The following is a 24952-nucleotide window of genomic DNA, read 5'->3' as shown; positions in this document are numbered from 1 at the left end:
TATTGGTCTGTAACTCATTATAACAGGTTCTGATCAATTTTCAATTAATAATTATTATAATTTCTTTTTGATAATAATTATCATTATTGATATAGATCGTTCCGTCTTCTTCTGAGCACAGTGTATTCAGATGAAAAGCAAACGAACACAAAAAAGAACCAACAGAATTGGTTCTTTCACATAAAGGATTTGTTCTACGAATTTGTCCACTCTTTGATTTGTTTTTTTGTCAGTGGACCTACATGATTTTTCACCACTTCTCCTTTTTCGTTAATCAAAAAGGTCGTTGGGATGGTGATGATTTGATATTTCTTCATCATTTCTCCGTGTTCATCTAGGATGATCGGGAATGTAAACCTTCTGTCTTTCACAAATTGGGCAACAGCATGTTTACTTTGTTCAGCACCTAGTAAATTCACGGTCAATATGTCAACATCACTCTGATTTTCTTTCACAATCTGTTCAAATTCGGGCAGCTCCATTTTGCAGGACGGGCACCATGTTGTCCAAAAATGCAAAATGGTCTTTTTCCCTTTTTCGGGAACCATCTGCATGTCACCATTTAATGTCGGCGCCTCTATCCTTGGCGCCATCACAGGCTCTTTTGCTTCTGCTGCTGCGCTCATGAGAAATAGAAGCATGCTCATCATCAGAAGACTGGCGGGTAGATGTTTACGATTCATCAGGATCTTCCTTCCCAGTTTTCTTATAGCTTGCCCTCTCGATGACGATGACATTCAAGCTTTTTTCAATGTAAGAAACATTGAAACGCCGAGCTCCTTACAAATCGTCGCATAATGCAGCGCAGTCAACAGTAGCATGCCTGTGTTCATCCCTAAAATGACCCCCATCATATTCAAGCTTTCAATTGAACCAAGGAAATACACCATAGAAAAAGAGACGACATGCACCCATATATTATGTAGGAACACATCTTTGATGAGCCCCATTCCGATTAAACATGCTTGAAACGGCATCACAAACAGATGGCATAAAAAGTATGGCCAAAGCAGCTGTAAATAGACAGCAGCTTGCGGTGAATCAAAAAAAAGCTGTGTGAGCGGGTAAGCAAAATAATACATCACCATCACTGCCGGCACCCCATATCCAAACGTTATGAGAATCGCCTGTCTAACACGTTTTTTCACAAGATCATACTGACCTAAAGCATAGGCTTCAGAGACACTCGGAATCATCACAATCATGATGGAATGAGCGATAAACGCCGGGAAAAAACCGATCGACATTGCGACACCAGCCAGCATGCCGTAATGATCAACAGCAAGTGTTCCAGAAATGCCTGCTGCCACGAGCGCTCCTTTGATTAAAAATGGTTCAACCGCATTGGCAATCGCATGAAAGATGCGCATGCCCGTTGTCGGAATGGAAACGGCTAATAGGCGCTTTCGCACATCACTTCCTCTTAATTCAACAGACCTGACATTCACAGCATTTTTTGCCATGACGTATTGGGAGTATAAATAAATAAAGACAACAAGATCACTCGCAACAATGACACCAATGGCGATGAGTACTGCTGTTTCAATATCAAACGAATACCAATGAAAAAACAAAAACAAGCAGATAAGCTGGATCGTTTTCTTCAGCATATTGGCTAAAGCAATTCTGCCCATTTGCTGCTTTCCCATAAAATAGCCGCGGGCAATGGAGGTAAACGCAATAATCGGGATAAGTGACAGCACCAAGCCTTTCATAAGCGGATGATACGACTGAAACACTGGAATGAAAGGCAGTACAATGGCTGCTATAGCTGTTGTTGTACTTGTCACCACAAGTGTCATTTTAAAGGCATGACGGAGCATGCTTTTGTGGAGACGCTCATGTGATTCTGCAATGAATTTAGAAATGGAGACTGGCAGCTCTAAACTGGCGATCACAAGGACAAGCATGATGATTGGAAGGATACTCATATATAAACCCATTCCATGTTCTCCAAGCTCTCTCGCTAAAATCATATTGACTAAAAACTCTATACACTCCGCAATAAAAGCTGCGACAGATAGCAGAATGACCCCTTTTACAAATCGATTCATGTAGCCTCCCCTTGTCTAAAGCAAATTCTTTTCACATTCTATGAGACAAGTCCAAAAAATATTTTAATAATTGAAGACAAAAAAAGAGCAATCTCATTGATCGCTCTTTTTCTTTATACGGCAAACACGTGACGTCCGATGCGTTCTACAATTTTGCGGGAACGAATCCAATGATCTGTTGCCGTTTTTGGATTATAAAAATAGATAGCCTTTGTTGTTCTGTCATGCTCTTTTACTACCTGCTTCACCGCTTTAATGGAATCTTGATCTGCCTTATCATGAATGCTTCCATTTGATACTGGCTGGAAGGCGTTTCGCTGATAAATCACACCTTTAACGCTGTCAGGAAAAGAACGATGCTCCACCCTGTTTAAAACAACGCTTGCCACCGCTTTTTTCCCTTCGTAAGATTCACCTTTCGCTTCAGCATGTACCAATCGAGAAAGCAAATCCATTTCTTCATTAGAATACTGTTTGCCGCTTGCCTTATTCGTCGTTTCAGATTTTACTTTTTTCTTTTGCTTCGGTTTTGAAGACTTTTCTTCTGTTGACGTACTTAGCAATTTCACTTTTGGCTGACGCTTTTCTTCAGAAAATGCTGGGATGACTTGATCGTGGTCTTGATCTATATATGAAAGCTGATGTTTAACAGGTGCTTGTGAAAGTTCGTGACTTAATGTGCCTTGCTGCTCTTGTATATTGTCCATCTTCATTGCTGCAACGAGCATAAGGATGACAAAAAGAGCTGTATGAATTTTAATCATTCGCCTTTTTCCTCCTTTAATCAAAAGTAGGCTGTAAGATACTTGTCCACTCTAACAAGAGCTCATTCTATTTTCACGCACAAAGATTTACATGCCTGTCCAAATTCCGTCATTAAATGGCATGTCCTAGTTGAGCGCACATAAAATGGAATTGTTAGCGCTTAAAAAGGTCCCTTTTTCACCTATCATCATCCTTATGCTCCTGATTATGGGTTATTACATTTTCTTTTCATATGTATCAGAGTGGTTTGAAGTGTGACAAAAGAACGAAAATAAAAAAGCTTTCTCTCATCAATGAGAAAAAGCTTTAGCTTCTTGCTTCTGTAAGATATTCAAAAATAACATCTCCACCATGTTTGGCGATCCCGCGAAAATGTTTAAAATCATCTTGATTCACCAAAACAGAACGAAACGTTAAAAAGTCATCTTTTTGGATGGTCACCTGTTTTTCTGTCCCCTTCCGTAAAGATTCGAGGATGGTGAGGATTTGTTCTTCAGTCAAAAAAACCGCTCCTTTTCAGCCATGATCAATTATTAAATATACCATTCGTTAGAAGAGCATACAACGAAAACAAAACAAAAACGTCTTTATCCTTTACATTGGTATGAAAATATTGCAAAATACTTTTTAATAGGGAATGAAATCTGTTTTTAAAGGAGAGGGATCGGTTGAAGATTGCAAAAATTGGAAATGTGATCGAATTTAGAAATGGTTTAACAGGTGTAGTTGAAAAAGTGAATGAAAACTCTGTCATTGTGGATGTCACCATTATGGACAACTATAGAGATTTAGAACTGGATTCACTAACAGTCGTTAATCATAAAAACTATAAAATCATCAAAGACTCCGTACATTAATTTGCAATCCTCAATTCAGACGATCGGTACATACGTATATATAAAGCAAATTTGGCTCGTTTGACAACTTTGCTCTATTTGAACAATCACATATGAAAAAGACTGATACCACTTAAAGAGGGGTCAGTCTTTTTGCGTATGAAAGGTTTGCATTTCCGCCTTCGTCTTGTACATCTCGACTTCCTCGGGTGTGATCACTCCTTTATCAATCAAGAGGGCAATCACTCCAAGCAATGTGGAGGCACTCCATTTATACCGTTCTTTGTTTTGATGTTCAAGCATTTGAAGCTCTTCCTTTAGTTCCATTAGCAGCTGCTCTGCCCGCTCTTCTTTGTTTGCCAACTCAAACGCCTCCGTTTCTCATTCATTGCCTCTATTTTATCTTACATCAAATGAGATAAGCAAAAAAGCATGATCCCTCTTTACAAACATACGTTCTGTCATGTATAATATATTTACGAGCTGGTAGCCCCCAGCCGTCCTAGCAAGTTCTATTCCCATTCGTATGAGAAGAGTGACATGACTCTTCTCTTTTTTTATGGTTGATTCGCAAAAAAAGACATGCACCCGGCATGTCTTTTCCTTTTTTCTCATTTTACATATCCATCACCAAACTTAGTTTGCAGCATTTGTGGTTACTCAAGGACATAAGGAAAACGACTTTTTTATGCGACTCAAGTAAATCCCCATTAACTTTTTTTGGGGACGATTTGCAATCCCTTCGCAGTGACATTATACCTGTGCTAGCCCGCCATCTACGAACAATTCAACACCCGTCAAGTAACTGCTTTCGTCTGATGCAAGGAAAGATACAGCGTTTGCTACTTCTTCAGGTGTCCCAACTTTTCCAGCTGGAACAGTATTTCTGGCATTTTCCATCGCTCCTTCAAGTGCATCACCAAAAAGCTCATCGTATGCAGGTGTAAGAATCACTCCTGGACTTACCACATTTACACGAATTTCAGTACCTTTTAGGTCAAGAATCCAGTTGCGAACTAGTGCTCTTAATGCTGCTTTAGATGCTCCATATACACTAAATGCTGGGTTGCCAATTGATCCAGCAGTAGAGCCCGTTACAATAATAGAACCTACTTTGTCCGGGAATAGTGATAGCGCTTTTTGAACAGTAAAAATGGTTCCTTTCACGTTAATGTCGAACGTTCTATCAACCTGCTCTTCAGTAATTTCACCTAATGGAAGGAAGTTGCCGATGCCTGCATTAGCAAAAAGGATGTCCAACTTTCCTTTTTCCTGCTTTATCATGTCATATAGTTTGTCTAAGTCTTCAAGCTTAGAAATATCACCTTGAACACCGGTTACGTTCTTGCCAATTTGGTTAACAGCTTTATCAAGTTCGTTTTGTCTACGTCCCGTGATATACACATATGCACCTTCGTTTACAAATTTTTGTGCAGCAGCAAGACCAATCCCACTTGTTCCACCCGTTACAAGCGCTATTTTACCTTCAAATTTACCCATACTTAACACTCCTTTAGAATTCATATTATTTTATGTCTAGTACCTTTAAGTACTTGAAGAACAACTTACAAGATATAGTATCCTCCAGCAAGCACATTATCGGAAGTACCCACTTTTTTGTGATATAGTAACTAAAAAGTAATAAATGTGGAATGGAGAGCTTTAGACATGAAAAAATTTAGCTGTGGGTTTGAAGTGACAAAGGAAGTGATTGGCAGAAAATGGAAAGGCCTTGTATTATACTTTTTAATGAATGGACCAAAGAGAACGAGTGAATTAAAGCGCATTATCCCAAATATCACGCAGAAAATGCTGATTCAAACACTTAGAGAGCTTGAGGCCAGTGGACTTGTGACCAGAAAGATGTATAATCAAGTACCGCCGAAGGTTGAGTATTCATCCACTGAACTTGGAGAATCTCTTAAACCTATCTTGCAGGAACTCTGTCAATGGGGGAGCCAATATGCGGAGCAAGAGTATGCAGAAGGTGAATATGAAATTGTACAACCAGAACAACTAAAGTGAGGATTGAAGTAGCTGCTGAAGTAAATGCTAAACAACATCAATACCATCACCTAACAGATGAAGAACAGTCAGAAATAAATGAGATAGTCAATTTTGAAAGTGAAGTTCTAATCAGAAGTGTCATGGACTATATTCAGGAGAACTTTGATGAAATTCAAAAAAGAGCTGTTTCAAATGTTAAAGAGAAGGTTCAGAAACTTAACTTTAAACAATAAATGAAGATATGATCATAATATTTAATGCCTATGATCTCTAAATAGGCATTTTTTCTTTCGGATAAAAAAGAAAAGACGTACAAATTGTACGCCTTCATCTGCTTCTGAACTATCAATTGTTCTCTGCATAAAAGTCACAGTTCAGGTTGCACCTCAGGTCACACTTTATCATACAATTCCCATGAGTATTTTCAGGTGTGACTTTTTCCATTTTTATTGTGACCCCAGTTCGTTTCACACTCCGTCTCACACAGCGAAATAATTACCGATTATCAATCGTCTCCGGATACATATCATGGTTCATCATACGGTATTCTGCCATTTCCTCATATTTCGTGCCGGGTTTTCCGTAGTTCGTATACGGGTCAATGGAAATACCGCCTCTTGGCGTAAATTTGCCCCAAACTTCAATATACCTTGGGTCCATCAATTCAATCAGGTCGTTCATAATAATGTTCATACAGTCCTCATGGAAGTCACCATGGTTACGGAAGCTGAACAAATATAATTTTAGCGATTTACTTTCGACCATGATTTCATTTGGGATATAGCTGATATAAACTGTCGCAAAATCAGGCTGTCCTGTTTGCGGACATAGTGATGTAAATTCTGGGCAGTTGAATTTCACAAAGTAATCTCTATTTGTATGTTTATTTGGAAACGTTTCAAGCACTTGTGGTGCATAATCAAACAAATAATTGGTTCCTTGGTTTCCTAGTAACGTGACACCTTCTAATTCTTCTGGTTTTCTTGTCGTCATGTCATCTCTTCCTTTCTATACGCCTCGTTTATTTCCCCACAATAACGTGTGCAGCTGCGGCAGCACTCTTACGCGGTTTAAGTCTGGATCTTGTGCGACTTGATCGACAAGCGCTTCATATTTCTTTAATAAATGCGTCAATAAGTACGCATCATCACCTGTCGTCGTGTCATCATTTCCTACCTGCAAATAAAACGGAAGCTCAGGGTATTTCGCATGAACATCCTTCGCATACGCTAGATCACGATCGTCAAAAATCACGACCTTCAGGCTAGCATGCTGCAATCTATTCCCGCTTTTCAGCTCATCTATGATACGTGTTAGTTTCGTAAAATCTGTTTTCATATTCGAGCTTGGAGGCTTAGGAGAAATGGTTAAATCATCAATTTTCAAAAACCATTCCTGATACATCGTCCCTTGTGTTTCAAGCGCTGTATCAATTCCTTCTTCATGCAGTAAATCAATAAGGGATTCCATTTGTTTTAAAAGCGCCGGGTTTCCCCCTGAAATGGTGACATGAGAAAAAGCCTGTCCGCCTATTCTTTTTAATTCTTTGACAATGTCTTCTGCCTCAAGCCACTGAATGTCATGCTTCGCTGAGCCATCCCATGTAAAAGAGGAATCACACCAGCTGCACGAGTAGTCACAGCCAGCCGTTCTGACAAACATGGTTTTTTGTCCAATGACCATTCCCTCTCCTTGAATGGTTGGACCAAAGATTTCTAATACGGGAATCGCTTTAGCCATTTATCTCAACTCGTTTCGGACGGTAAATGCAATAGCTTGTTGGTGTCTCTCTGACAAAGACTTGAACACATGTCGGCTTGTTCGCTAAAGTTGATAAATACGCTGCAACTTTGTCATGTACGGTCTTTGCCACCACCTCAGTGGTTGGCATCGCGTATCGATCGTTTGATGAGAATTCCTCATGATCATTGAGCAGCGTGTGATCGTACTGCCCATGAATGAGCTTCTTCAATGTACTGAAATTGACAAGGAAACCCGATTCATCTAGCTCGTCTCCCGCAATCGTGATATTGATGGTGTACGTATGACCATGAACACGGCTGCATGCGCCCGCATCTTCCCGCGGGATGAAATGGGCAGCTGATACATGCATGTCTTTATTTAATTCAAATGAAAATGGATGATCGGTTTGTGGATAGATTTGAGAAAGCATTTATTTTGCCTCCTTCATTTCCATATAAGTGTCATAACCGTTTTTCCGCAGCTTACACGCAGGACATTCCCCGCAGCCATCAGAGATGATGCCGTTATAGCAAGTGAGCGTTTCATTTTTCACAAAATCCAGCGCATTGAGCTCATCTGCCAGCTTCCATGTTTCTGCTTTATTCAGCCACATCAGTGGTGTATGAATCACAAATGGTTTTTCCATTGCTAAATTCACTGTGACGTTGCAAGATTTCACAAACTCGTCACGGCAATCTGGATAGCCGCTAAAGTCTGTCTCACAAACACCTGTGATAATATGTCTTGCTCCAATTTGATACGCTAATATAGAGGAGAAGGATAAGAACACTAAGTTTCTTCCTGGTACAAATGTGGAAGGAAGCTCCCCTTCTTTTTCCTCAATGTCAATGTCATCTCTTGTTAAAGCATTAGGTGCCAGTTGATTTAAAAGTGACATATCTAATAGATGATTCTTCACACCTAATTTGTCAGCGATTCTTTTGGCGACATCAATTTCTTCTTGATGACGCTGATTATAATGAAAGGTCACTGTTTCTACCTCTTCAAATTGTTGAAGTGCCCATAATAAACAGGTCGTACTGTCCTGTCCCCCGCTAAAGACAACAACTGCTTTTTCATTTTTCATTTTCTGTTCTCCTCCTTTTGCAGATGGTACAACCGTACAACACTGCATCTGAAAGGCTCCTAAAAACCCCTATTTTTCTCAAAAGAAAAGACACCTTTACATGTGTATGAGGTGTCCCAGCCATAAAAAATAAAAAATGCCACATCCAAGGATACGGCAAGTCCTTAGTTTTTTATAGAGGGTTTTGCTAGAACCTCTCCCGTCTTCACGGATTTTTGTTCAATTTTCACAGAGGATAGTGTACCACATATTTTTCATGCAGGCTATCCCTTCTTTACTTATCAAGCGATGCAGGGACTTTTTTTAGAAAAAGAAAGAGGATAAAAAAGATGCTGACATAGCCAAAAACCGGATAAACCGTTGAAATCAGTGTACCGTAACCAATTTTACTAATCACATAGCAGCATATGAGAATAAGGGATATCGTAAAGATGCTGTTCATTCGGATATATGCCCTCACTTGTCTCTCTAGCCCGTATAAATTGCCTATGACGGATGTAAAAACTTCACCGAAGATGACAAATAGATAAATGAGATGAATGGAGTTTGCAACTTGATACACCACCTGGGCCATTGGAATATCAAACGCCTCCAGCATATCTAATGAAGAAAGAGATAAGAAACAAGCAAGCAAAATGAGTGTCAGCATGACGCCCCCAAGCACGGCTCCCTTTTTAATGACCGTCTCAGAGGTCATTTCATTTGCGACGGGTACTAACACTGCCTGTGACAGTGCTAAATTAAAGGCACCATATGACACTGCTGATAATATCCACTCGCCCTCACCCATTTGCAGCGCAAGAACATAACTTTCACTGCTGCTAAACACAAATGAATCAAGAAACACGATCATTGAAAAGAAAATCAGCATTGGAACGACAAGGACGTTGACTCCAAATAGCCCTTTTGAACCTTTAAAAAGTACAATGACGCTCAGAATGATCGTCAAAAAGATCCCATACTCCTTCGATATACCAAGCTGTTCTTCAAAAATAGCCCCTGCGCCTGAAATCATGACTGAGGTGACACCAAGTAAAATAAAAAACATGACAATATTAATATATCGACTCGCAGCTGCGCCAAATAAAAAACGGTTCATATCTTGATAAGATTCTGCTTCGATTCGTTTCGAAATCAGCATCATTTTTGCCCCAAGGCCAGTAAAAATAACACCGCTAATCAGGATTCCGAATAGTCCAATCCAGCCAAAACGAACAAAAAATTCTACGATTTCTTTCCCTGTCGCAAACCCAGCTCCAACCACTGTTCCTACATAAACAAAGGCAAGCTGAAAAGCGGATTCATTTGAACGTTTCATGTGACCCCTCCGCACCCATCACTTTCGATTGTTCCTTTTTTATCCTATGAGACAAGTTCCTTGAAAAGAAGGACAAACCATGATTAAATGCAAAAAAGGATTTTTATTTCCCTTTGAGCAAAACAGTTGAAAGTCAAAATAGGTCAGAGTATACTATAGTCAAAGATGGTCAAACAATAGACCATTTTCTTTAACATTCATTGGTCAAATAAAGTCAAACTTTATTTTAAGGAGGTCATGGCAAATGCGTTGTCAACATTGTCAAGTAAATGAAGCAACTATTCGCCTGAATATGCAAGTAAATTCGTCCCGGAGCCAAATGGTTTTATGTGAAGACTGCTATACCTCTTTGATGGAGCAGTCAAAAATGAAAATGGGACCTCAGCTTTTTGGAGGAAGTTCATTCTTCTCTCAGACAGCAAGTCATGCCCCAAACATGGAGCAGCCAAAGCAAAAAGGCTTACTCGATGAGCTTGGCCGTAACTTAACAGATGGAGCAAATGCTGGTTTAATTGATCCAGTCATTGGCCGAGATGAAGAAGTCGCAAGAGTCATTGAGATTTTAAATAGAAGAAATAAAAATAACCCTGTTCTTATTGGTGAACCAGGTGTTGGGAAAACAGCGATCGCAGAAGGACTCGCGCTCAAAATTGCGAGCGGCGATGTGCCAAATAAATTAAAGAACAAACAAATCTATTTATTAGATGTCTCCTCACTTGTCGCAAACACAGGTGTACGCGGTCAATTTGAGGAAAGAATGAAGCAGTTAATCAAAGAACTGCAAAGCCGTAAAAATATCATCTTATTTGTAGATGAAATCCACCTTCTTGTGGGCGCAGGATCTGCAGAAGGATCAATGGATGCTGGAAACATTTTAAAACCAGCCCTTGCAAGAGGCGAGCTGCAGCTAGTAGGTGCGACGACATTAAAAGAATATCGCCAAATTGAAAAAGATGCTGCACTCGAACGGCGCTTCCAGCCCGTTATCGTAGATGAGCCAACACAAGATGAAGCAATCGACATCTTAAAAGGCATTCAAGATAAATACGAGGCCTATCATGGTGTCACCTATTCAGATGAAGCAATCAAAGCGTGCGTTCAATTATCTTCGCGGTATATTCAAGACCGTCATTTGCCGGATAAAGCCATTGATTTAATGGATGAAGCTGGTTCAAAAGCGAACCTCTCCATTGATGCAGCAAGTGAAGATGAGCTGACAAACCGACTAGCGCAAATTGCCGCAGAAAAACAAGCTGCGCTAAAAGAAGAACAATATGAAAAAGCAGCGAAGCTTCGCGATGAAGAAGAAGCCATTGAAGCAAGACTTCAAAACAAAACAACTGACAAAGAGCATATCGTTACAGCAGAGGACATTCAGGCCATTGTAGAACAAAAAACAGGCATTCCTGTCGGGAAACTCCAAGCAGACGAACAAACCAAAATGAAAGAAATTGACGTCCGTCTAAAAGCACGAGTGATTGGACAGGAACATGCGGTTGATAAAGTGGCGAAAGCCGTGAAAAGAAGCAGAGCTGGTTTAAAATCGAAACATAGACCAACAGGCTCCTTCCTTTTCGTTGGACCAACAGGTGTCGGGAAAACCGAATTGTCTAAAACGTTAGCTGAAGAATTATTCGGTTCAAGAGATGCGATCATTCGTTTAGATATGAGTGAGTACATGGAAAAACACTCTGTGTCCAAACTCATCGGTTCTCCTCCTGGTTACGTTGGACATGATGAAGCTGGCCAGCTGACTGAAAAAGTGCGCAGAAAACCATACAGCATCATTTTGCTGGATGAAATCGAAAAAGCACACCCAGATGTACAGCACATGTTCCTGCAAATCATGGAAGATGGCCGCTTAACAGACAGCCAAGGCAGAACGGTCAGCTTTAAAGATACAGTCATCATCATGACAAGTAACGCAGGCAGCGCAGATAAAACGGTCAAGGTCGGCTTCCAGTCTGATCAGGAAGAAGCGATTGAGGAACAATCACTCATTGATTCACTAAGCAGCTACTTCAAACCAGAATTTTTGAACCGTTTTGACAGCATCATTCGGTTTGAATCATTAGACAGAGATGATTTAGTGAAGATTGTTGATCTTCTGCTCAATGAGCTGTCAGAGCAATTAAAAGAGCAGAATTTAACAGTCCATGTCACAAATGAAGCGAAAGAAAAAATCGCAGAGCTTGGATATCACCCTGCATTTGGCGCTCGTCCACTTCGAAGAACCATCCAAGAGCACGTTGAAGACCAAATGACGGAGATCCTGCTTGAAGAGGAGCAGCTTTCTGGATTTACTGTGGATGTTGAACATGACGAAATCGTCGTAAAAAAAGGATAACTACATCTTCAGGATGATATGCATCTCCATCATGTTGCGGCGTCTAAGTTCCATCTGAACGACGACGCTCCCCCGCCTCTTTTCCTTTACGATAAAAGAAAAAGAGGTGGATCACATGATGAATTGGAGCTACGATCTTGTTAAAATCATGTATGAAGAAAAATTAAAAGAGCTGCTTCGTTTAGATGAACCCGCTCAAAACGATTAAATGGAGACTCCCTTTATATGAGAGGGAGTTTTCTTTTTACGCAGATAGAAAGCGCTTTCGTCAAAAATTCTTCACAGAAAGTGTCTTAATTTTATATTCTGACTAAAACCCTTCTGGAACACACCGATATTAACTATAGAAAAAGATAGTTAAAGGATTTGGTGAGATAATGGACAAAACATCGTTAATTGGTATTATTTTAGCATTTATTGCACTTGGTGTCGGTATGGTTTTGAAAGGTGTGAGTCTAACTGCTCTTCTCAACCCGGCGGCTATATTAATCATCATTGTTGGGACGGTTGCAGCTGTTGTCATCGCATTCCCTTCTAGTGAAATTAAGAAAACACCAAAATTGTTCGGCAAAATTTTCAAAGACAGCCAGCTTCCAACGATTCAAGAAATGATCCCTCTATTTTCAAACTGGGCACAAATTGCGCGTCGTGAAGGTCTTTTGGCATTAGAAGCAAGTCTTGAGGAAGTCGATGATGATTTTCTAAAGAACGGGTTAAGCATGGCAGTTGACGGTCAAAGTGCTGAATTTATTCGAGACGTCTTAACAGAAGAAGTTGACGCCATGTCTGAACGACATCAGTCAGGTGCATTAATCTTTACACAAGCTGGTACATACGCTCCGACGCTAGGGGTACTTGGCGCCGTTGTCGGACTTATTGCCGCACTTGCCAACATGGGAGATATTGAAGCACTTGGACATGCGATCAGTGCTGCCTTTGTCGCCACACTGCTTGGGATTTTTACCGGATATGTGTTATGGCATCCATTTGCCAACAAGCTGAAGCGTAAATCAAAGGAAGAAGTAAAGCTTCGTCTGATTATGATCGAAGGTATTCTTTCTGTTCTTGAAGGTCAATCTCCAAAAGTCATTGAACAAAAACTTCTTATGTACTTACCAGCAAAAGAACGTGCAAATCTTGTCATTGAAGAAGGAGAAAATCAAAATGGCTAGGAAACGTAAAAACCATGATCATGAAGACCATGTAGATGAATCTTGGCTTATCCCTTATGCCGATCTACTAACGCTTCTTCTCGCCCTCTTCATTGTGCTCTTTGCATCTAGTTCAATTGATGCGGCAAAATATGAACAGATGGCTAAGTCTTTTAATGTAGTTTTTACTGGCGGTACTGGTGTTATGGATCAATCCAGCATGCAAAGCACGGAAGAAACTGAAAACAGCAACCAAGTCAAGAAAGCAGCCGAGGAAGAGAAAGATGAAGAAGCCAAAGCAAAGGCTAGGGACCAAGCGGTTCTCACAAAGGTCAAAAAGCAGGTCGATTCATTCATTGCAAATAAAAAACTTGGTTCAAAGCTCGAAACAAAGCTTACGGATGAAGGTCTTCTCATTACGATTGAGGACAGTATCTTCTTTGACTCTGGACGGGCAGTTATTCGCCCTCAGGATGTCCCGTTAGCAAAAGAAATCTCAAAACTGCTCGTCATTAATCCTGCTCGTGACATTGTCATTAGCGGACATACAGATAATGTACCGATCAGAAATTCAGAATTTGAATCAAACTGGTATTTAAGCGCCATACGCGCTGTGAACTTTTTAAATATTATTCTTGAAAACAGCAATCTAAACCAAGAGAACTTTAGTACAAAAGGATACGGCGAATTCAAACCGATTGCCTCAAACGATACAGCAGAAGGCAGAAGTAAAAACCGGCGTGTAGAAGTACTCATTTTACCGATTGAGAAAAAAGCGAAATAAAAAAAGAAGCCAGCGGCTTCTTTACAGATTGTTGACAAAGGGCTAAAATGATCTCTATTTTAGCCCTTTGTCTTCTTTTCAGCGTGATAGAAAACCTTTGCAGTCTAGGAATGAGCACCGGCACGCAGGACTGACAACTGAATGCGAGGGATTGCTTGCGCGCTGAAAAGGAAGCCAGCGGCTTCCTTTTTATTTATTCTTGATGATCATATAAATGCTTTGCACGCAGCCCTACATGTTTGAGCATATCGATGCAGGCATCTTTCTCTTCTTCACTGAGGACACTGATCATCTCATGAATTTCTTTCGCATGATCTGGGAAGATGTCATCAAGCAAAGCTCGTCCCTGCTTGGTAATATGCGCAAATGTCACCCTGCGGTCTTCTGCACAAGCCTTGCGGCTGAGGAGTTCTTTCTTCTCCAATTTATCAACCACATACGTGATGCTGCCGCTTGCAAGTAAAATCTTATCACCGATTTGCTGAAGCGGCTGATCACCTTTATGATACAGCAATTCTAGCACAGCAAATTCAGTTGGATTCAGCCCGTGCTTCACAATATGTTTGTTCATGTGATGATTAATTGAGCGATAGGCACGTGATAATACAATAAATAGTTTCAATGATTTTTCAACATTATGATTTTCCATTTTTTATCATCCTTTATGAAATGCAACCCACTAATGTGACATTAATAAACAATAAGTAAAATGTCAACATTTTGATCCATCTTTAGCACGAAAATGAGACCAGAACGAATCACCTAATTTTTTAAAAATCACACAAGTCATCGTAATAAAGATAGGTTCAATGCTATAATAAGTCTATTAGGTAATACGTTGGAGCGATGAATGATGAGTATACTGAAAGGGTTTTGGAAGAAGATCAGGCTTTACCTTATTTTGGTCATGCTTCCAACCCTAATCATTAGTTATTTTATCTACGAAAAAGAAACTGAAAAAATCGATTTAAAGAACAAACAAACCGCTACACTTATGTTAAATATTCACAAAAATCAAATGAATTATTTAATAAGTGAAACAGAAGCGAGATTAACTTCCCTCGCCATGGGATTTGACCAGCCGCTTGAGACGAAAAAAGTACAAAACATTCTAGAGAAAATCTATAAACAAGAACCTCGTTTTTCAGGTCTGTATCTCCTAGACAAAAAAGGAAATGTAACAGCAAGCACCACCCCGTTAAAGGAAAAAATTAACCTATCATTCAGAGATTACTTTAAACGCATTCAAGTGACCAAGCAGACCGTGATCACAGACAACTATGTAAGCCGAATTACAAAACAGCGGATTCTCTCCATTTGTGTGCCTGTTCTCGATGAAAACGAAGAGGTCACCAATGTACTGATTGCCGCCATTCAAATTGATTATTTAAGAAATATTATGAATGTATTGAACCCTGATCTTCATTTTAAGATGCTGAATCAAAATGGACATGTCGTCTTTACAAGCGGTCCACAGCCAGTACCCGAGGGCGGCAGCACCGTATCTACATATTTAGATGAAAACAGCTGGAAGCTGGAGGTCTTTCCGCAGCGTGCTTCAACAAGTGAAGTGCTGTCTGTGATGCTCATCCCTTTATCCAGTGCGTTTATATTATTAAATATTTTATTCACACTCGTCCAATATATCGTGTTAAGGCGGCAAACTCAGCAGGAGCGTCATCAAAATGAAGCGCAAAAGCTTGAATTGATCGGAACACTCGCAGCAAGTACAGCACACGAAATTCGCAACCCATTAACAGGGATTAGCGGATTTATCCAGCTATTGCAAAAGAAGTATCATTCAGAAGAAGATCAGCTCTATTTTTCTGTCATCGAGGAAGAAATTAAACGGATCAACCAAATCGTCAGTGAATTTCTTGTATTAGGAAAACCAACGGCAGAAAAATGGCAGAATAACTCTGTAAAAGAAATTGTAAGTGAGATCATGCCGATCGTTTTCTCTGAGGCAAATCTTTATAATGTTGAAGTGGATTTGCAAATCAATACGATTCAAGATGTGGGCGTGTATTGCACAAAGGATCATATTAAACAAGTTGTTTTAAATGTAGCAAAGAACTCTTTAGAAGCGATGCCAAACGGCGGTCATTTGAAGATTGTGATCGAAGCTGAAAAAGAACATGTCATCATTAAAGTAGAGGATACAGGTGAAGGCATACCAGAAGAGATGTTAAAGCACATCTTCCTCCCCTTTATTACATCGAAGGAAAAAGGCACAGGTCTTGGGCTTGTCGTGTGTAAACGAATCATTTCGATGTATGGCGGAACAATTGATATTCATAGCGAAGTGAATAAAGGAACGACTGTTATGATCATGCTTCCTTCTGCTCACTCAGCATAACTGAAGTTGTCAGCCGGTTTTGCTTATGCAAGACCGGTTTTTCATGTCAATAAGAGGGGCGGTTCACAGATAAAAGACTCATTTGAGACACAAGATCATGAAAGGAGGGGGCAGATTGTTTCTCATGACAAAGAAGATGCTGATACTCATTCATCAGGTTGTCCAGTTCTTGACTATATTTAATTGTCTTCTCACCAGTGTAACCTTCCACTTGAGCAGCTTCTACCATTTGTTTTCTCTTCTCATCAATGGACATCAGCAATTGTTCTTTCCTTACGTAAATATTCATGATCTCAGCTCCCGCAATGATTTCGACTGTCTATGCTCAAAATGATCCGACACCAAAATTATACTTTATTTGTAAATTAAATTAAATATGCTTATTTTATTTAATTTTTTACAGCCTAAAGACCTTTTACCCAATCAAATTTGGGGGTAAACTTCAAATTTGGACAGGACTGACACATTGATTAAACAGAATTTTATCCTATGCAGAAGATCAAAATCAACTATTTTCTTTCTCATTTTATGTCTAATTTCCTAAAAAAAAGCTGATCTTCCACCTCATGCGGAATGATCAGCTCTATCATTAAACCGTTTCTTCCTCGTAAATCGGCACCCAGCCCTCAGTTGTGACAAATATGCGAACTGCGACCACTTTGCGATCCTCTTGAAGTGTAAAGTAATGACGAATGTTTGGCGGAACAGAAATTAAATCACCTGGATTCAATCTCACATCAAAAAAGACGCCATCCTTGCCTTGAATAGCAAAGATTCCGTGCCCGCTCACAATAAAGCGTACTTCGTCATCTGTATGGTGATGCTCACGTTTAAAGTTTTGGAGCAGCTCATCAAGATTTGGCGTGGCATCAGATAATGAAATGACATCCTGCGCTTTGTACCCTCTTTTTTCAGAAATACTTTGGATTTCCTTTTGGAAAACAGTCAAAATCTCTTCCTTTTCCTCATCGGTTAAATCATACTTTTCTGATAAACGGTTTGGCAGCTTTTCAATATCCCAATGCTCATAAATGACCCCTTGGTTTTCCAAATATGATGCTACCTCTTGCTCGCTTTCAAGTAATGTGTTCTCTTCATTATGAATAAAAATCGTCGCCATGTGTTTTTCCTCCTTTTTATCTTACAAGCTGCTGTTGATAAAGCGCTAATTTTAAGTGATAGCTAAATAAAAATTCATATGCTTCTAATACTCGTTTTGCTTCAAAGGCTGTTTTTCCCCAGACCGTAATGCCATGATTGCGAATGAGTACAGCACCAGATGACGCCTCTAGTGTCAGATGTTTGGCAAATTGCTCTGCAAGCTGCGGAATATGAGCTGGATTTTCAATAATCGGAATCGACACTTCTGCATCCTCTTCCCAATAACCAAGCGCTTTGATGATTTCGTTGCCTTTAAAACGAATCTCTCCCTTATCCCCATACAGCTCTGACATCACATTATTATCGATTGTATGGACATGGAGGCAGCAGCCTGCTTTCGTCCGTTCATATACGTACGTGTGAAGCAGTGTTTCAGCTGATGGTCTAAGCGGCTCGTTCGGATCATGGGGCTGGCCTGCCGCATTTACTAGCACAAAATCTTCGTTTGTTTCTTTTCGTTTATCTTTGCCGCTTGCCGTCACCAAAAACGTGATTGGATCATCCGACACCTTGATCGATAAATTACCGCTTGTTCCGAAAAACCAATCTCTTTGAGCCAGTTCACGTTTAACGTCTGCTAGCTCCTGCCAGCGTTTGCTCTTTGCGTCTGCCATTCCTTCACTTCCTTTATTTGAACAAATTGCGCTTGTAGATCAATAAATGTGTCATATTCCTTGTGTACGAGCCCGAGCTCTTGACATTCATTGAGCAAGTAGTCGCGCGCAAACGTAATATCCGCATGCTTCGCCGCCTCCACATCAGTCACTGAATCTCCGATCATGATGATGAAGTCATCCTCATGAGCCAGCTTTCGAATGATTGAGGGCTTGCAGCATCCGCAGCCATTTTGACATTGCGTATCGCAGGCATGCGGCCATTCAATCTGAATATGGTCTTCCACAAATGATGCATGGTTGCAATAAATATCGTCTCGATCGACAATGCCTTCGAGGATGGGGTAGACAAAAAAGTCCATCCCCCCGCTAAGTACATAGAAAGGAATATCTGCTTTTTTTACCTCATCGACAAATTGCTTAAATCCTTCTCGAATCTCTGTATCCTCTAAAATAAATGATTGAATGGCATCCTTCTGATCACTTTTCAGTAATTGAAACATCTGCCCGACGCCTTCTTGAATGGTGATTTCCTTTGACAGGACACCATCCTTCAGCTTCGTCCATTCACTTGGTGCAAACTGTTTCATGATGCGGATGATATTATCATTTTTTGTAATTGTTCCATCAAAATCACAGCATACAATTGGTTTTTTCATTATTCTGCTACCCTTCCCCAAAGATCAAGTGCCGCTTTTAAGTCTTGGCAGGAAGCCGCCTTATCTCGGATGGACTCTTCGTGAATCACTGCATCAATGATCGAACGAAATGCCTTCCCTCCGCCAATGGCTCCCCCCGGATGTCCGTGAATGCCTCCACCTGCATTTATCACATGATCAATTCCAAAATCTTTGATCAATACTGGAACCATTCCTGGATGAATGCCTGCTGACGGGACAGGGAATGTTTTTTGAACCGTATCCTCTTTCACGCAAGCTTCATAGATTCCAATGGCATCTTTTTTCGGAAGTGCAACCGATCCATAAGGTGAGGGAAAGAGGCTCAAATCAGCGCCAGCATATCGATTTAATTTGCCTAAAAGAAGAGAATGCGAGAATCCATATTCAGGAGAGGATGTCAAAGCACCACTCACAGCGGGATGCGCCATAATCGGCAGTGGAATGTCTGGGTCCTCAGCTAGGCTTTGCATGACATCAAGGCCGTATGCAAAGACATTGAATAAGAGCGCATCTGCCCCAAGTTCAGCGGCCTTTCTCGCTCGATCCTTCAGGTCAAAGGTTCTGCCCGTTAAATTGACAGCATACAGTGTGCGGTGTCCTGTTTCTTCATAGGTTTCTTTTAAAATCGCTTTTCCTTCTTTGATTCGCTCTTCAAAAGGAGCTAATGGACTTTCAAATAAAATTTCATCGTCTTTGATGAAGTCAACCCCGCCCAATGCCTGTAAACGGAGCTGCTCTTTTAAATCCTGCATATCACGGCCGATAACGCCTTTAAAAATACTCATCAATAATGGACGATCAAACACATTTACCTTTTTTCGTATGCCATCAATTCCAAATACGGGTCCTGGCAGGCTTTTTTTAAATTCTTCAGAAAATTGGATATCGACTAGCTTCACTTTTCCGTCTAGTGAAAGCTTTCCAAAAATGGTCGTGAAAACAGCTGGTAAATCAGCTGAAAAGTTTGCCTCAGGATAAGCAATGGTCACCTCTGATTGATAAAGGCCATTTTCGGCTGGAACAGCCTTTTCTAATACTTTTTCAACTCGGCCTTTATGCTTTTGAAGCTGCTCCTTTTTGAGCTGCGGCAAATCCGTCCATGATCCAACTGTTAAACCAAGCGCGATCTGCTCTGCTTTTCGATTTATTTGTTCATCCTCTCGATGTGTTAATACGTATGTTGCCAGTAATTCACTCACTAGGAATCCCCTTTCGATTGCGTCATGCATATGTTCAATAAAAAAACCTCTTCAAGTGCTTCATGAGCGCCTTAAAGAGGTTGTTTCGTGTCATTCATCCGAATCTTATCTCTCAGCGCTTGCTGCAAGAATTAGCACCGTGCTTCATGGAAGTCGGTTGCCGGGCTTCATTGGGCTAGTCCCTCTGCCTACTCTTGATAAGAATATTCAATTTTCTTAAATATTGCCTGAATTATCGCACCATTTTTTTATGTTGTCAATGGCTTTTTTTCAAACAGCTTCAAAGCAGCGATACGCTGAGCGGCTTCTTGTAACCGCTCCTCACTTGTTAGAAGCCCTACTCGCACGTACCCTTCACCGTGAGCACCAAAGCCATTGCCTGGCGCAACAACAACATGTGCCTTCTCTAATAATAAGTCAGAAAAGGCTTCAGATGTATATCCTTCCGGCACCTTTAACCAAGCAAAAAATGAACCCTTTGGTGCACTGACTTCCCAGCCAATTTCTTTGCAGGCAGCCATCCATACATTCCGCCTTTTCTCATATCGATCATTTTGCACCTGTACGCACGTTTGATCGCTTAATAGGGCTTCCGCTGCTGCATCTTGAGTGGCTTTAAACAGGGAGACAAACAGATGATCCTGATAAAGCTCAATGGCTTCAATAACAGATGAATTTCCAGCTGCAAATCCTACTCTCCACCCTGCCATATTGTACGTTTTAGATAATGTGTAAATTTCTATTCCCGTCTCTTTCGCTCCCTCTACTTGCAGAAAGCTGAGCGGCTTTTCCCCATCAAATCCAATGCCGCCATATGCAAAATCATGGACTACACATAGCTCGTGATCTTTCGCAAACGTAACGGTTTCTTCAAAAAATGCACGGCTTGCCGTAGCCCCCGTCGGATTGTTGGGGTAATTTAAATACATTAATTTTGCCTTTTTCTTATCATCTTCAGGCAGCAAATCGTAGTCAGGTAAAAAATCATTTTTTTCAAGAAGTGGCATGGTTACCATATGCGCTCCAGCAAGCACAGCGCCTGACCAATAATCAGGATAACCAGGATCAGGGACAAGAAGCGTATCACCCGGATTCAGCAGACATTGCGGCAGCTCAACAAGCCCTGCTTTCCCGCCAAATAAAATCGCAATCTCCGTTTTTGGATCAAGTGTGACGCCATATTCTCTTTCATAAAAAGCGGCAGCAGCCTTTTTTAATTTCGCTGTTCCACGGAATGAGGAGTATTGATGATTTTCAGGTTTTGCTACCGCTTCCTGCATGGCTTTTACAATGTGCGGAGGAGTTGGCTGATCAGGATTTCCCTGCCCCAAATTAATGATATCTGCCCCTTCCCGCACTTTTTTCTGCACCTTTTGGACAAGGGACGCAAAAAATTGTTTCGGTAATTGTTTCAACACATCTGATTGCTGGAATTCCATTTCTTCACCTTCTATTCAAGTTACGTGACAATACAATCACTGTAATGGATTGTTTTATGAATTGTAAAGCAATTTTGAAAAAAGATTGACATGTAAAGCGCAGCTCTGATAATATCTTGAATTAAGAAATGCAAACAGACACGAAACAATTACATATTGATTTCTCTTATCGAGAGTTGGGCGAGGGATTTGGCCTTTTGACCCCAACAGCAACCGACCGTTAATACCACTGTGAAGTGGGGCGCAGCAAATAAAGCGCCAAGACAATTGTCTTATAGGGCACGGTGCTAATTCCATCAGACGTATGTGCTGAGAGATAAGAGAGGCTTTGGGCATACACACCATCAAGCCTCTTTCTCTCAGGAGAAAGAGGCTTTTTTATATGATTTGGAGGGGAAGCAATTGGTTACACTTACGGCATCATATGAAGAACTAACAGAAAGCTCGGCAGTTGCACTCGCAATTAGACTTGGCTTGATCCAAGAAAGCAGTCATTTGACATGTACTGAAATTGGGGACGGGAATTTAAATTACGTCTTTCATATTTATGATCACAAACAAGAAAAAGGTTTGATCATCAAGCAGGCGCTGCCTTATGCAAAGGTGGTAGGGGAGAGCTGGCCGCTTACATTAGACCGGGCAAGAATTGAAAGTGCCGCCCTGATCAAGCAGTCAGAATATGCGCCTCACCTCGTACCAGCAGTCTATTATTCAGATACAGCTCTTGCAGTGACAGCCATGGAGGATCTCTCCCACTTAGAAATCGTCAGAAAAGGGCTAATTGCCGGAAAACAATACCCGCATTTATCTGATCATGTTGGAGAATTTTTAGGAAAAACACTTTTTTACACATCTGACTTTGCTACAAATCCTAAAATCAAAAAACAATTTGTGAAGCAATTTACGAACCCTGACCTGTGTGATATTACAGAAAAACTCGTCTTCACAGACCCTTTCTTCGATAGTGAAACAAATGACTTCGAAGAAGAATTAAGAGAATCAGCAGAAGCGCTTTGGGCAGATCTTGAAGTGCAAGCTAGGGCAGCAGAATTAAAGCGTATCTTCCTGACATCAGCTGAAACATTGGTTCATGGAGATCTTCATACAGGCAGTATTTTTGCAAATGAAACTGAAACGAAAATCATTGATCCAGAATTCGCGTTTTACGGTCCCTTTGGATTCGATATCGGCCACTTTATCGCCAATTTGTTCCTGAATGCTTTATCTCGCGAGAATGAACACGAGCAGCAGCACCTTTTTAACCATGTCGTCAATGTATGGGCAACCTTCAAAGAAGTGTTCACAAAAGCTTGGAAAGAGGATAGCATTGAAGCGTTTAGTGTATCGGACAGCTTTTTAGAAACAACGTTTGACCGGATTTTAAAAGAAGCAACAGGCTTTGCCGGCTGTGAGCTTGTCCGCCGAACAATTGGTCTTGCTCATGCCGCTGACCTTGATGCAATTCCATCACCAACTAGACGGATTCAGCAGAAAAAAGCAGCACTGACACTTGGAAAAACATTTATCAAACAATATCATGCAGTGGAAACAGCGTCTGACCTCGTCGCATTATTCCAGCCATCTGTAAAGGAGTGACGGGTTTTGTCAAAAGAATTTGAAGTCCCCCGTTCTGTCGAATGGGAAGAAAACCGTATTAACATTTTAAATCAGCAAAAATTACCAACCGAAACCGTATTTGAGCATTTATATACGAAAGAAGATGTGTATGATGCGATTGTGTCATTAAAAGTACGCGGAGCGCCTGCGATTGGCATTACAGCAGCTTTTGGGCTGGCGCTTAGTGCACAAGCAATTGAAACAGAAGAATTGGATGTTTTTAAACAAGAAGTCATTCGAATCAAAGAATATTTAAACAGTGCTCGTCCAACCGCTGTGAACCTCGCCTGGGCATTAGACCGGCTGCTGCAGCGCATTCAGCGTGCAGCATCAGTGAATGCAGCCAAAACAGACCTTGTGCATGAAGCCATTCAAATTCAAATAGAAGATGAAGAAACATGCAGACAAATCGGTCAAAATGCACTTCAGCTCTTTAAATCAGGTGACCGTATCATGACCATTTGTAATGCAGGCTCCATCGCAACGAGCCGGTATGGAACAGCCCTTGCTCCCTTTTATTTAGCCAAAAAGAAAAATCTTGATCTTCACATTTATGCATGTGAAACACGCCCTGTTCTTCAAGGCGCTCGTCTGACAACATGGGAGCTCATGCAAGGCGGCGTGGATGTGACGCTCATTACAGATAACATGGCAGCCCATACGATGAAGGAAAAGCAAATTTCTGCTGTCATTGTTGGAGCTGACCGTATCGCCCGTAATGGAGATACAGCGAATAAGATTGGAACGTTAGGTCTTGCTGTTCTAGCCAAGCATTTTAACATTCCGTTTTTTGTAGCAGCACCGCTTTCAACCTTTGATGTATCCACCCGCGACGGGTCAGATATTCCAATTGAAGAGCGCGACCCGCTGGAAGTAAAGGAATTAAACGGCGTCCCCATTGCACCGCCTGATGTTCAGGTATTCAATCCCGCCTTTGATGTCACTCCTCATCATCTTATTTCAGGCATCATTACAGAAAAGGGAATTATCACATCGAACTATGCAGAAGAGATTGATGCTCTTTTCGCCGAAAGCATCTCTCAATAATCGCAAAAAAGCGCCGTGTTCTTGTCATTTAAGAGCACCGCGCTTTTTTGTTTCTTGATTCGTTTTTGTTAAGATTTCTTTTTTTTGTTCTTCTGTCAAAACGTTCATTTTGACACATAGTGACGTAACGGCATACATTTTGCCTTTTTTGCCCCAAAACATGCCAGCGCCCTCCTTTTTCCCTCAACCAACTTTTTTAGCTTAATAAAAGGATATGTCGCTTGACAAACATTTGGAACAGGTCAATCGATTTATTTTTGAACAAATGGGATGCCTTCTAATTCAAGCAGGACCGCTTTCATGTCTGTCTTCGATCCTGCATAGCCCGTCAGAGACCGGTCTTTTCCAATCACCCTGTGACATGGGATAAAAATAGGTAATGCATTTCGTCTGTTAGCTTGTCCGATGGCTCTTACAGCCTTTGGATTGCCAATCACTTCTGCAATGTCTGCATAGCTTTTTGATTCACCATATGGAATGGCCGATAATGCTCCCCACACCTGCTCTTGGAACGGAGAACCTGTTTGCTTGAGCGGGAGATCGAATACTTGCCGCTCACCTTTGAAATATTCATCTAGCTGCTTTTTCGCTTCTTGTAAGACAGGCGTATCTGCTTGCTTTAGATTCGCTGCCTGCTTTTTTGCTAAAAACGGTTCATCATCAAACATCACCTCGATGATGGCACCGTCCTTTTCTAGTATGTATAATTCCCCGATGGGTGCGTGATAGACGGTATAATACACG

At 40.9% G+C, this 24952-nt stretch carries 29 protein-coding genes and 3 riboswitches; of the genes, 9 read left to right on the top strand and 20 right to left on the bottom strand.

The features are described 5' to 3' along the window. Nucleotides 1-194: 194 nt before the first annotated feature. The 4 genes from stoA to MHB41_RS06595 all read right to left on the bottom strand — a co-directional run bounded on the left by stoA (nucleotide 195) and on the right by MHB41_RS06595 (nucleotide 3320). Nucleotides 195-683, bottom strand: a complete 489-nt coding sequence (gene stoA, locus MHB41_RS06610; protein WP_024426842.1) for an endospore biogenesis thiol-disulfide oxidoreductase StoA — start codon at nucleotides 681-683, stop codon at nucleotides 195-197. Nucleotides 684-737: 54 nt separating this feature from the next. Then, nucleotides 738-2054, bottom strand: a complete 1317-nt coding sequence (locus MHB41_RS06605; RefSeq protein ID WP_024424690.1) for a polysaccharide biosynthesis protein — start codon at nucleotides 2052-2054, stop codon at nucleotides 738-740. A 113-nt stretch (nucleotides 2055-2167) separates the two neighbouring features. Next, nucleotides 2168-2818, bottom strand: coding sequence for a cell wall hydrolase (locus MHB41_RS06600; RefSeq protein ID WP_024424689.1), 651 nt, complete (start codon nucleotides 2816-2818; stop codon nucleotides 2168-2170). Between the two features lie 307 nt (nucleotides 2819-3125). Then, complete coding sequence (locus MHB41_RS06595; protein WP_326483656.1) at nucleotides 3126-3320, bottom strand: hypothetical protein; 195 nt, start codon at nucleotides 3318-3320, stop codon at nucleotides 3126-3128. A 167-nt stretch (nucleotides 3321-3487) separates the two neighbouring features. On the opposite strand from MHB41_RS06595, the gene MHB41_RS06590 reads away from it, so the two are divergent. Next, nucleotides 3488-3676 (top strand): DUF2187 family protein, encoded by a 189-nt coding sequence (locus MHB41_RS06590; protein ID WP_003211747.1) that lies wholly within the window; start codon nucleotides 3488-3490, stop codon nucleotides 3674-3676. 123 nt (nucleotides 3677-3799) lie between these two features. Here the strand turns inward: MHB41_RS06590 and MHB41_RS06585 are convergent, their stop codons facing one another. Together MHB41_RS06585 and MHB41_RS06580 are read right to left on the bottom strand one after the other, a co-directional pair. Next, complete coding sequence (locus tag MHB41_RS06585) at nucleotides 3800-4018, bottom strand: hypothetical protein (RefSeq protein ID WP_024424687.1); 219 nt, start codon at nucleotides 4016-4018, stop codon at nucleotides 3800-3802. A 390-nt stretch (nucleotides 4019-4408) separates the two neighbouring features. After that, nucleotides 4409-5155, bottom strand: a complete 747-nt coding sequence (locus MHB41_RS06580) for a glucose 1-dehydrogenase (protein ID WP_041116458.1) — start codon at nucleotides 5153-5155, stop codon at nucleotides 4409-4411. Between the two features lie 168 nt (nucleotides 5156-5323). On the opposite strand from MHB41_RS06580, the gene MHB41_RS06575 reads away from it, so the two are divergent. After that, a complete protein-coding gene (locus MHB41_RS06575; RefSeq protein ID WP_101677266.1) occupies nucleotides 5324-5680 on the top strand; it encodes a winged helix-turn-helix transcriptional regulator in 357 nt (118 codons plus the stop codon). Then, a complete protein-coding gene (locus MHB41_RS06570; protein ID WP_034281546.1) occupies nucleotides 5677-5895 on the top strand; it encodes a hypothetical protein in 219 nt (72 codons plus the stop codon). The genes MHB41_RS06575 and MHB41_RS06570 overlap by 4 nt, the downstream gene beginning before the upstream one ends. A 262-nt stretch (nucleotides 5896-6157) precedes the next feature. Here the strand turns inward: MHB41_RS06570 and queF are convergent, their stop codons facing one another. The 5 genes from queF to MHB41_RS06545 form a co-directional block, all read right to left on the bottom strand. Further along, nucleotides 6158-6655 carry a preQ(1) synthase gene (gene queF, locus MHB41_RS06565; RefSeq protein ID WP_024426839.1) on the bottom strand — a complete coding sequence of 166 codons (498 nt, stop codon included), beginning with the start codon at nucleotides 6653-6655 and terminating at the stop codon, nucleotides 6158-6160. 15 nt (nucleotides 6656-6670) lie between these two features. Further along, nucleotides 6671-7402, bottom strand: a complete 732-nt coding sequence (gene queE, locus MHB41_RS06560) for a 7-carboxy-7-deazaguanine synthase QueE (protein ID WP_056766298.1) — start codon at nucleotides 7400-7402, stop codon at nucleotides 6671-6673. Then, nucleotides 7395-7835 carry a 6-carboxytetrahydropterin synthase QueD gene (gene queD, locus MHB41_RS06555; RefSeq protein ID WP_024424684.1) on the bottom strand — a complete coding sequence of 147 codons (441 nt, stop codon included), beginning with the start codon at nucleotides 7833-7835 and terminating at the stop codon, nucleotides 7395-7397. Before queD ends, queE begins: the two co-directional genes overlap by 8 nt. Further along, nucleotides 7836-8492, bottom strand: a complete 657-nt coding sequence (gene queC / locus MHB41_RS06550; RefSeq protein WP_340900243.1) for a 7-cyano-7-deazaguanine synthase QueC — start codon at nucleotides 8490-8492, stop codon at nucleotides 7836-7838. Between the two features lie 158 nt (nucleotides 8493-8650). After that, nucleotides 8651-8695: riboswitch (PreQ1 riboswitch) on the bottom strand. Between the two features lie 71 nt (nucleotides 8696-8766). Further along, complete coding sequence (locus tag MHB41_RS06545) at nucleotides 8767-9810, bottom strand: hypothetical protein (protein WP_076840946.1); 1044 nt, start codon at nucleotides 9808-9810, stop codon at nucleotides 8767-8769. Between the two features lie 244 nt (nucleotides 9811-10054). On the opposite strand from MHB41_RS06545, the gene MHB41_RS06540 reads away from it, so the two are divergent. The 3 genes from MHB41_RS06540 to motB all read left to right on the top strand — a co-directional run bounded on the left by MHB41_RS06540 (nucleotide 10055) and on the right by motB (nucleotide 14092). Further along, nucleotides 10055-12157, top strand: coding sequence for an ATP-dependent Clp protease ATP-binding subunit (locus MHB41_RS06540; RefSeq protein WP_217008566.1), 2103 nt, complete (start codon nucleotides 10055-10057; stop codon nucleotides 12155-12157). 377 nt (nucleotides 12158-12534) lie between these two features. Then, on the top strand, nucleotides 12535-13329 hold the full coding sequence (motA, locus tag MHB41_RS06535) for a flagellar motor stator protein MotA (protein WP_024424680.1): 795 nt from the start codon (nucleotides 12535-12537) through the stop codon (nucleotides 13327-13329). Further along, entirely contained in the window at nucleotides 13322-14092 is a 771-nt protein-coding gene (gene motB / locus MHB41_RS06530) for a flagellar motor protein MotB (protein WP_217008565.1), read from the top strand. The genes motA and motB overlap by 8 nt, the downstream gene beginning before the upstream one ends. A gap of 193 nt (nucleotides 14093-14285) precedes the next feature. On the opposite strand, the gene MHB41_RS06525 is transcribed toward motB, so the two are convergent. After that, the gene (locus MHB41_RS06525; protein ID WP_034281539.1) at nucleotides 14286-14741 is read right to left on the bottom strand and encodes a MarR family transcriptional regulator; all 456 of its coding nucleotides are present in this window, start codon (nucleotides 14739-14741) and stop codon (nucleotides 14286-14288) included. A gap of 204 nt (nucleotides 14742-14945) precedes the next feature. On the opposite strand from MHB41_RS06525, the gene MHB41_RS06520 reads away from it, so the two are divergent. Continuing rightward, nucleotides 14946-16451 (top strand): ATP-binding protein, encoded by a 1506-nt coding sequence (locus MHB41_RS06520; protein WP_034281538.1) that lies wholly within the window; start codon nucleotides 14946-14948, stop codon nucleotides 16449-16451. Nucleotides 16452-16497: 46 nt separating this feature from the next. On the opposite strand, the gene MHB41_RS06515 is transcribed toward MHB41_RS06520, so the two are convergent. From MHB41_RS06515 to MHB41_RS06490, 6 genes are all read right to left on the bottom strand, one after another. Further along, nucleotides 16498-16740 (bottom strand): aspartyl-phosphate phosphatase Spo0E family protein, encoded by a 243-nt coding sequence (locus MHB41_RS06515; protein WP_217008564.1) that lies wholly within the window; start codon nucleotides 16738-16740, stop codon nucleotides 16498-16500. 300 nt (nucleotides 16741-17040) lie between these two features. Continuing rightward, nucleotides 17041-17571: a cupin domain-containing protein gene (locus tag MHB41_RS06510; RefSeq protein WP_268480769.1), complete on the bottom strand. Its 531-nt coding sequence runs from the start codon at nucleotides 17569-17571 to the stop codon at nucleotides 17041-17043. Nucleotides 17572-17587: 16 nt separating this feature from the next. After that, the gene (locus MHB41_RS06505) at nucleotides 17588-18226 is read right to left on the bottom strand and encodes a methylthioribulose 1-phosphate dehydratase (protein WP_034281536.1); all 639 of its coding nucleotides are present in this window, start codon (nucleotides 18224-18226) and stop codon (nucleotides 17588-17590) included. Then, nucleotides 18190-18885: a 2-hydroxy-3-keto-5-methylthiopentenyl-1-phosphate phosphatase gene (locus MHB41_RS06500; RefSeq protein ID WP_217008563.1), complete on the bottom strand. Its 696-nt coding sequence runs from the start codon at nucleotides 18883-18885 to the stop codon at nucleotides 18190-18192. The genes MHB41_RS06505 and MHB41_RS06500 overlap by 37 nt, the downstream gene beginning before the upstream one ends. Then, nucleotides 18885-20135 carry a 2,3-diketo-5-methylthiopentyl-1-phosphate enolase gene (mtnW, locus tag MHB41_RS06495; RefSeq protein WP_268480768.1) on the bottom strand — a complete coding sequence of 417 codons (1251 nt, stop codon included), beginning with the start codon at nucleotides 20133-20135 and terminating at the stop codon, nucleotides 18885-18887. The genes MHB41_RS06500 and mtnW overlap by 1 nt, the downstream gene beginning before the upstream one ends. Before the next feature lie 72 nt (nucleotides 20136-20207). Continuing rightward, a riboswitch (SAM riboswitch) is annotated at nucleotides 20208-20309 on the bottom strand. A gap of 44 nt (nucleotides 20310-20353) precedes the next feature. Next, nucleotides 20354-21544, bottom strand: a complete 1191-nt coding sequence (locus tag MHB41_RS06490; protein WP_254001669.1) for a pyridoxal phosphate-dependent aminotransferase — start codon at nucleotides 21542-21544, stop codon at nucleotides 20354-20356. Nucleotides 21545-21707: 163 nt separating this feature from the next. After that, nucleotides 21708-21867, top strand: a riboswitch (SAM riboswitch). A 79-nt stretch (nucleotides 21868-21946) separates the two neighbouring features. Between MHB41_RS06490 and mtnK the strand changes: the two genes are divergently transcribed. Beyond that, nucleotides 21947-23140 carry an S-methyl-5-thioribose kinase gene (gene mtnK / locus MHB41_RS06485; protein ID WP_041116443.1) on the top strand — a complete coding sequence of 398 codons (1194 nt, stop codon included), beginning with the start codon at nucleotides 21947-21949 and terminating at the stop codon, nucleotides 23138-23140. Nucleotides 23141-23146: 6 nt separating this feature from the next. Further along, on the top strand, nucleotides 23147-24208 hold the full coding sequence (gene mtnA / locus MHB41_RS06480; protein WP_041116442.1) for an S-methyl-5-thioribose-1-phosphate isomerase: 1062 nt from the start codon (nucleotides 23147-23149) through the stop codon (nucleotides 24206-24208). 24 nt (nucleotides 24209-24232) lie between these two features. Here the strand turns inward: mtnA and MHB41_RS06475 are convergent, their stop codons facing one another. Then, nucleotides 24233-24370, bottom strand: coding sequence for a hypothetical protein (locus tag MHB41_RS06475; protein WP_162860203.1), 138 nt, complete (start codon nucleotides 24368-24370; stop codon nucleotides 24233-24235). Nucleotides 24371-24459: 89 nt separating this feature from the next. Next, entirely contained in the window at nucleotides 24460-24951 is a 492-nt protein-coding gene (locus tag MHB41_RS06470) for a methylated-DNA--[protein]-cysteine S-methyltransferase (protein ID WP_254001668.1), read from the bottom strand. Between the last annotated feature and the right edge of the window lies 1 nt (nucleotide 24952).

Origin of the sequence: Bacillus sp. FSL H7-0578, assembly GCF_038630855.1 — a bacterium.
Lineage (GTDB): Bacteria > Bacillota > Bacilli > Bacillales > Bacillaceae > Bacillus > Bacillus safensis.
The sequence above is the reverse complement of the archived record's forward strand: the minus strand, read 5'-3'. Positions and strand labels throughout refer to the sequence as shown.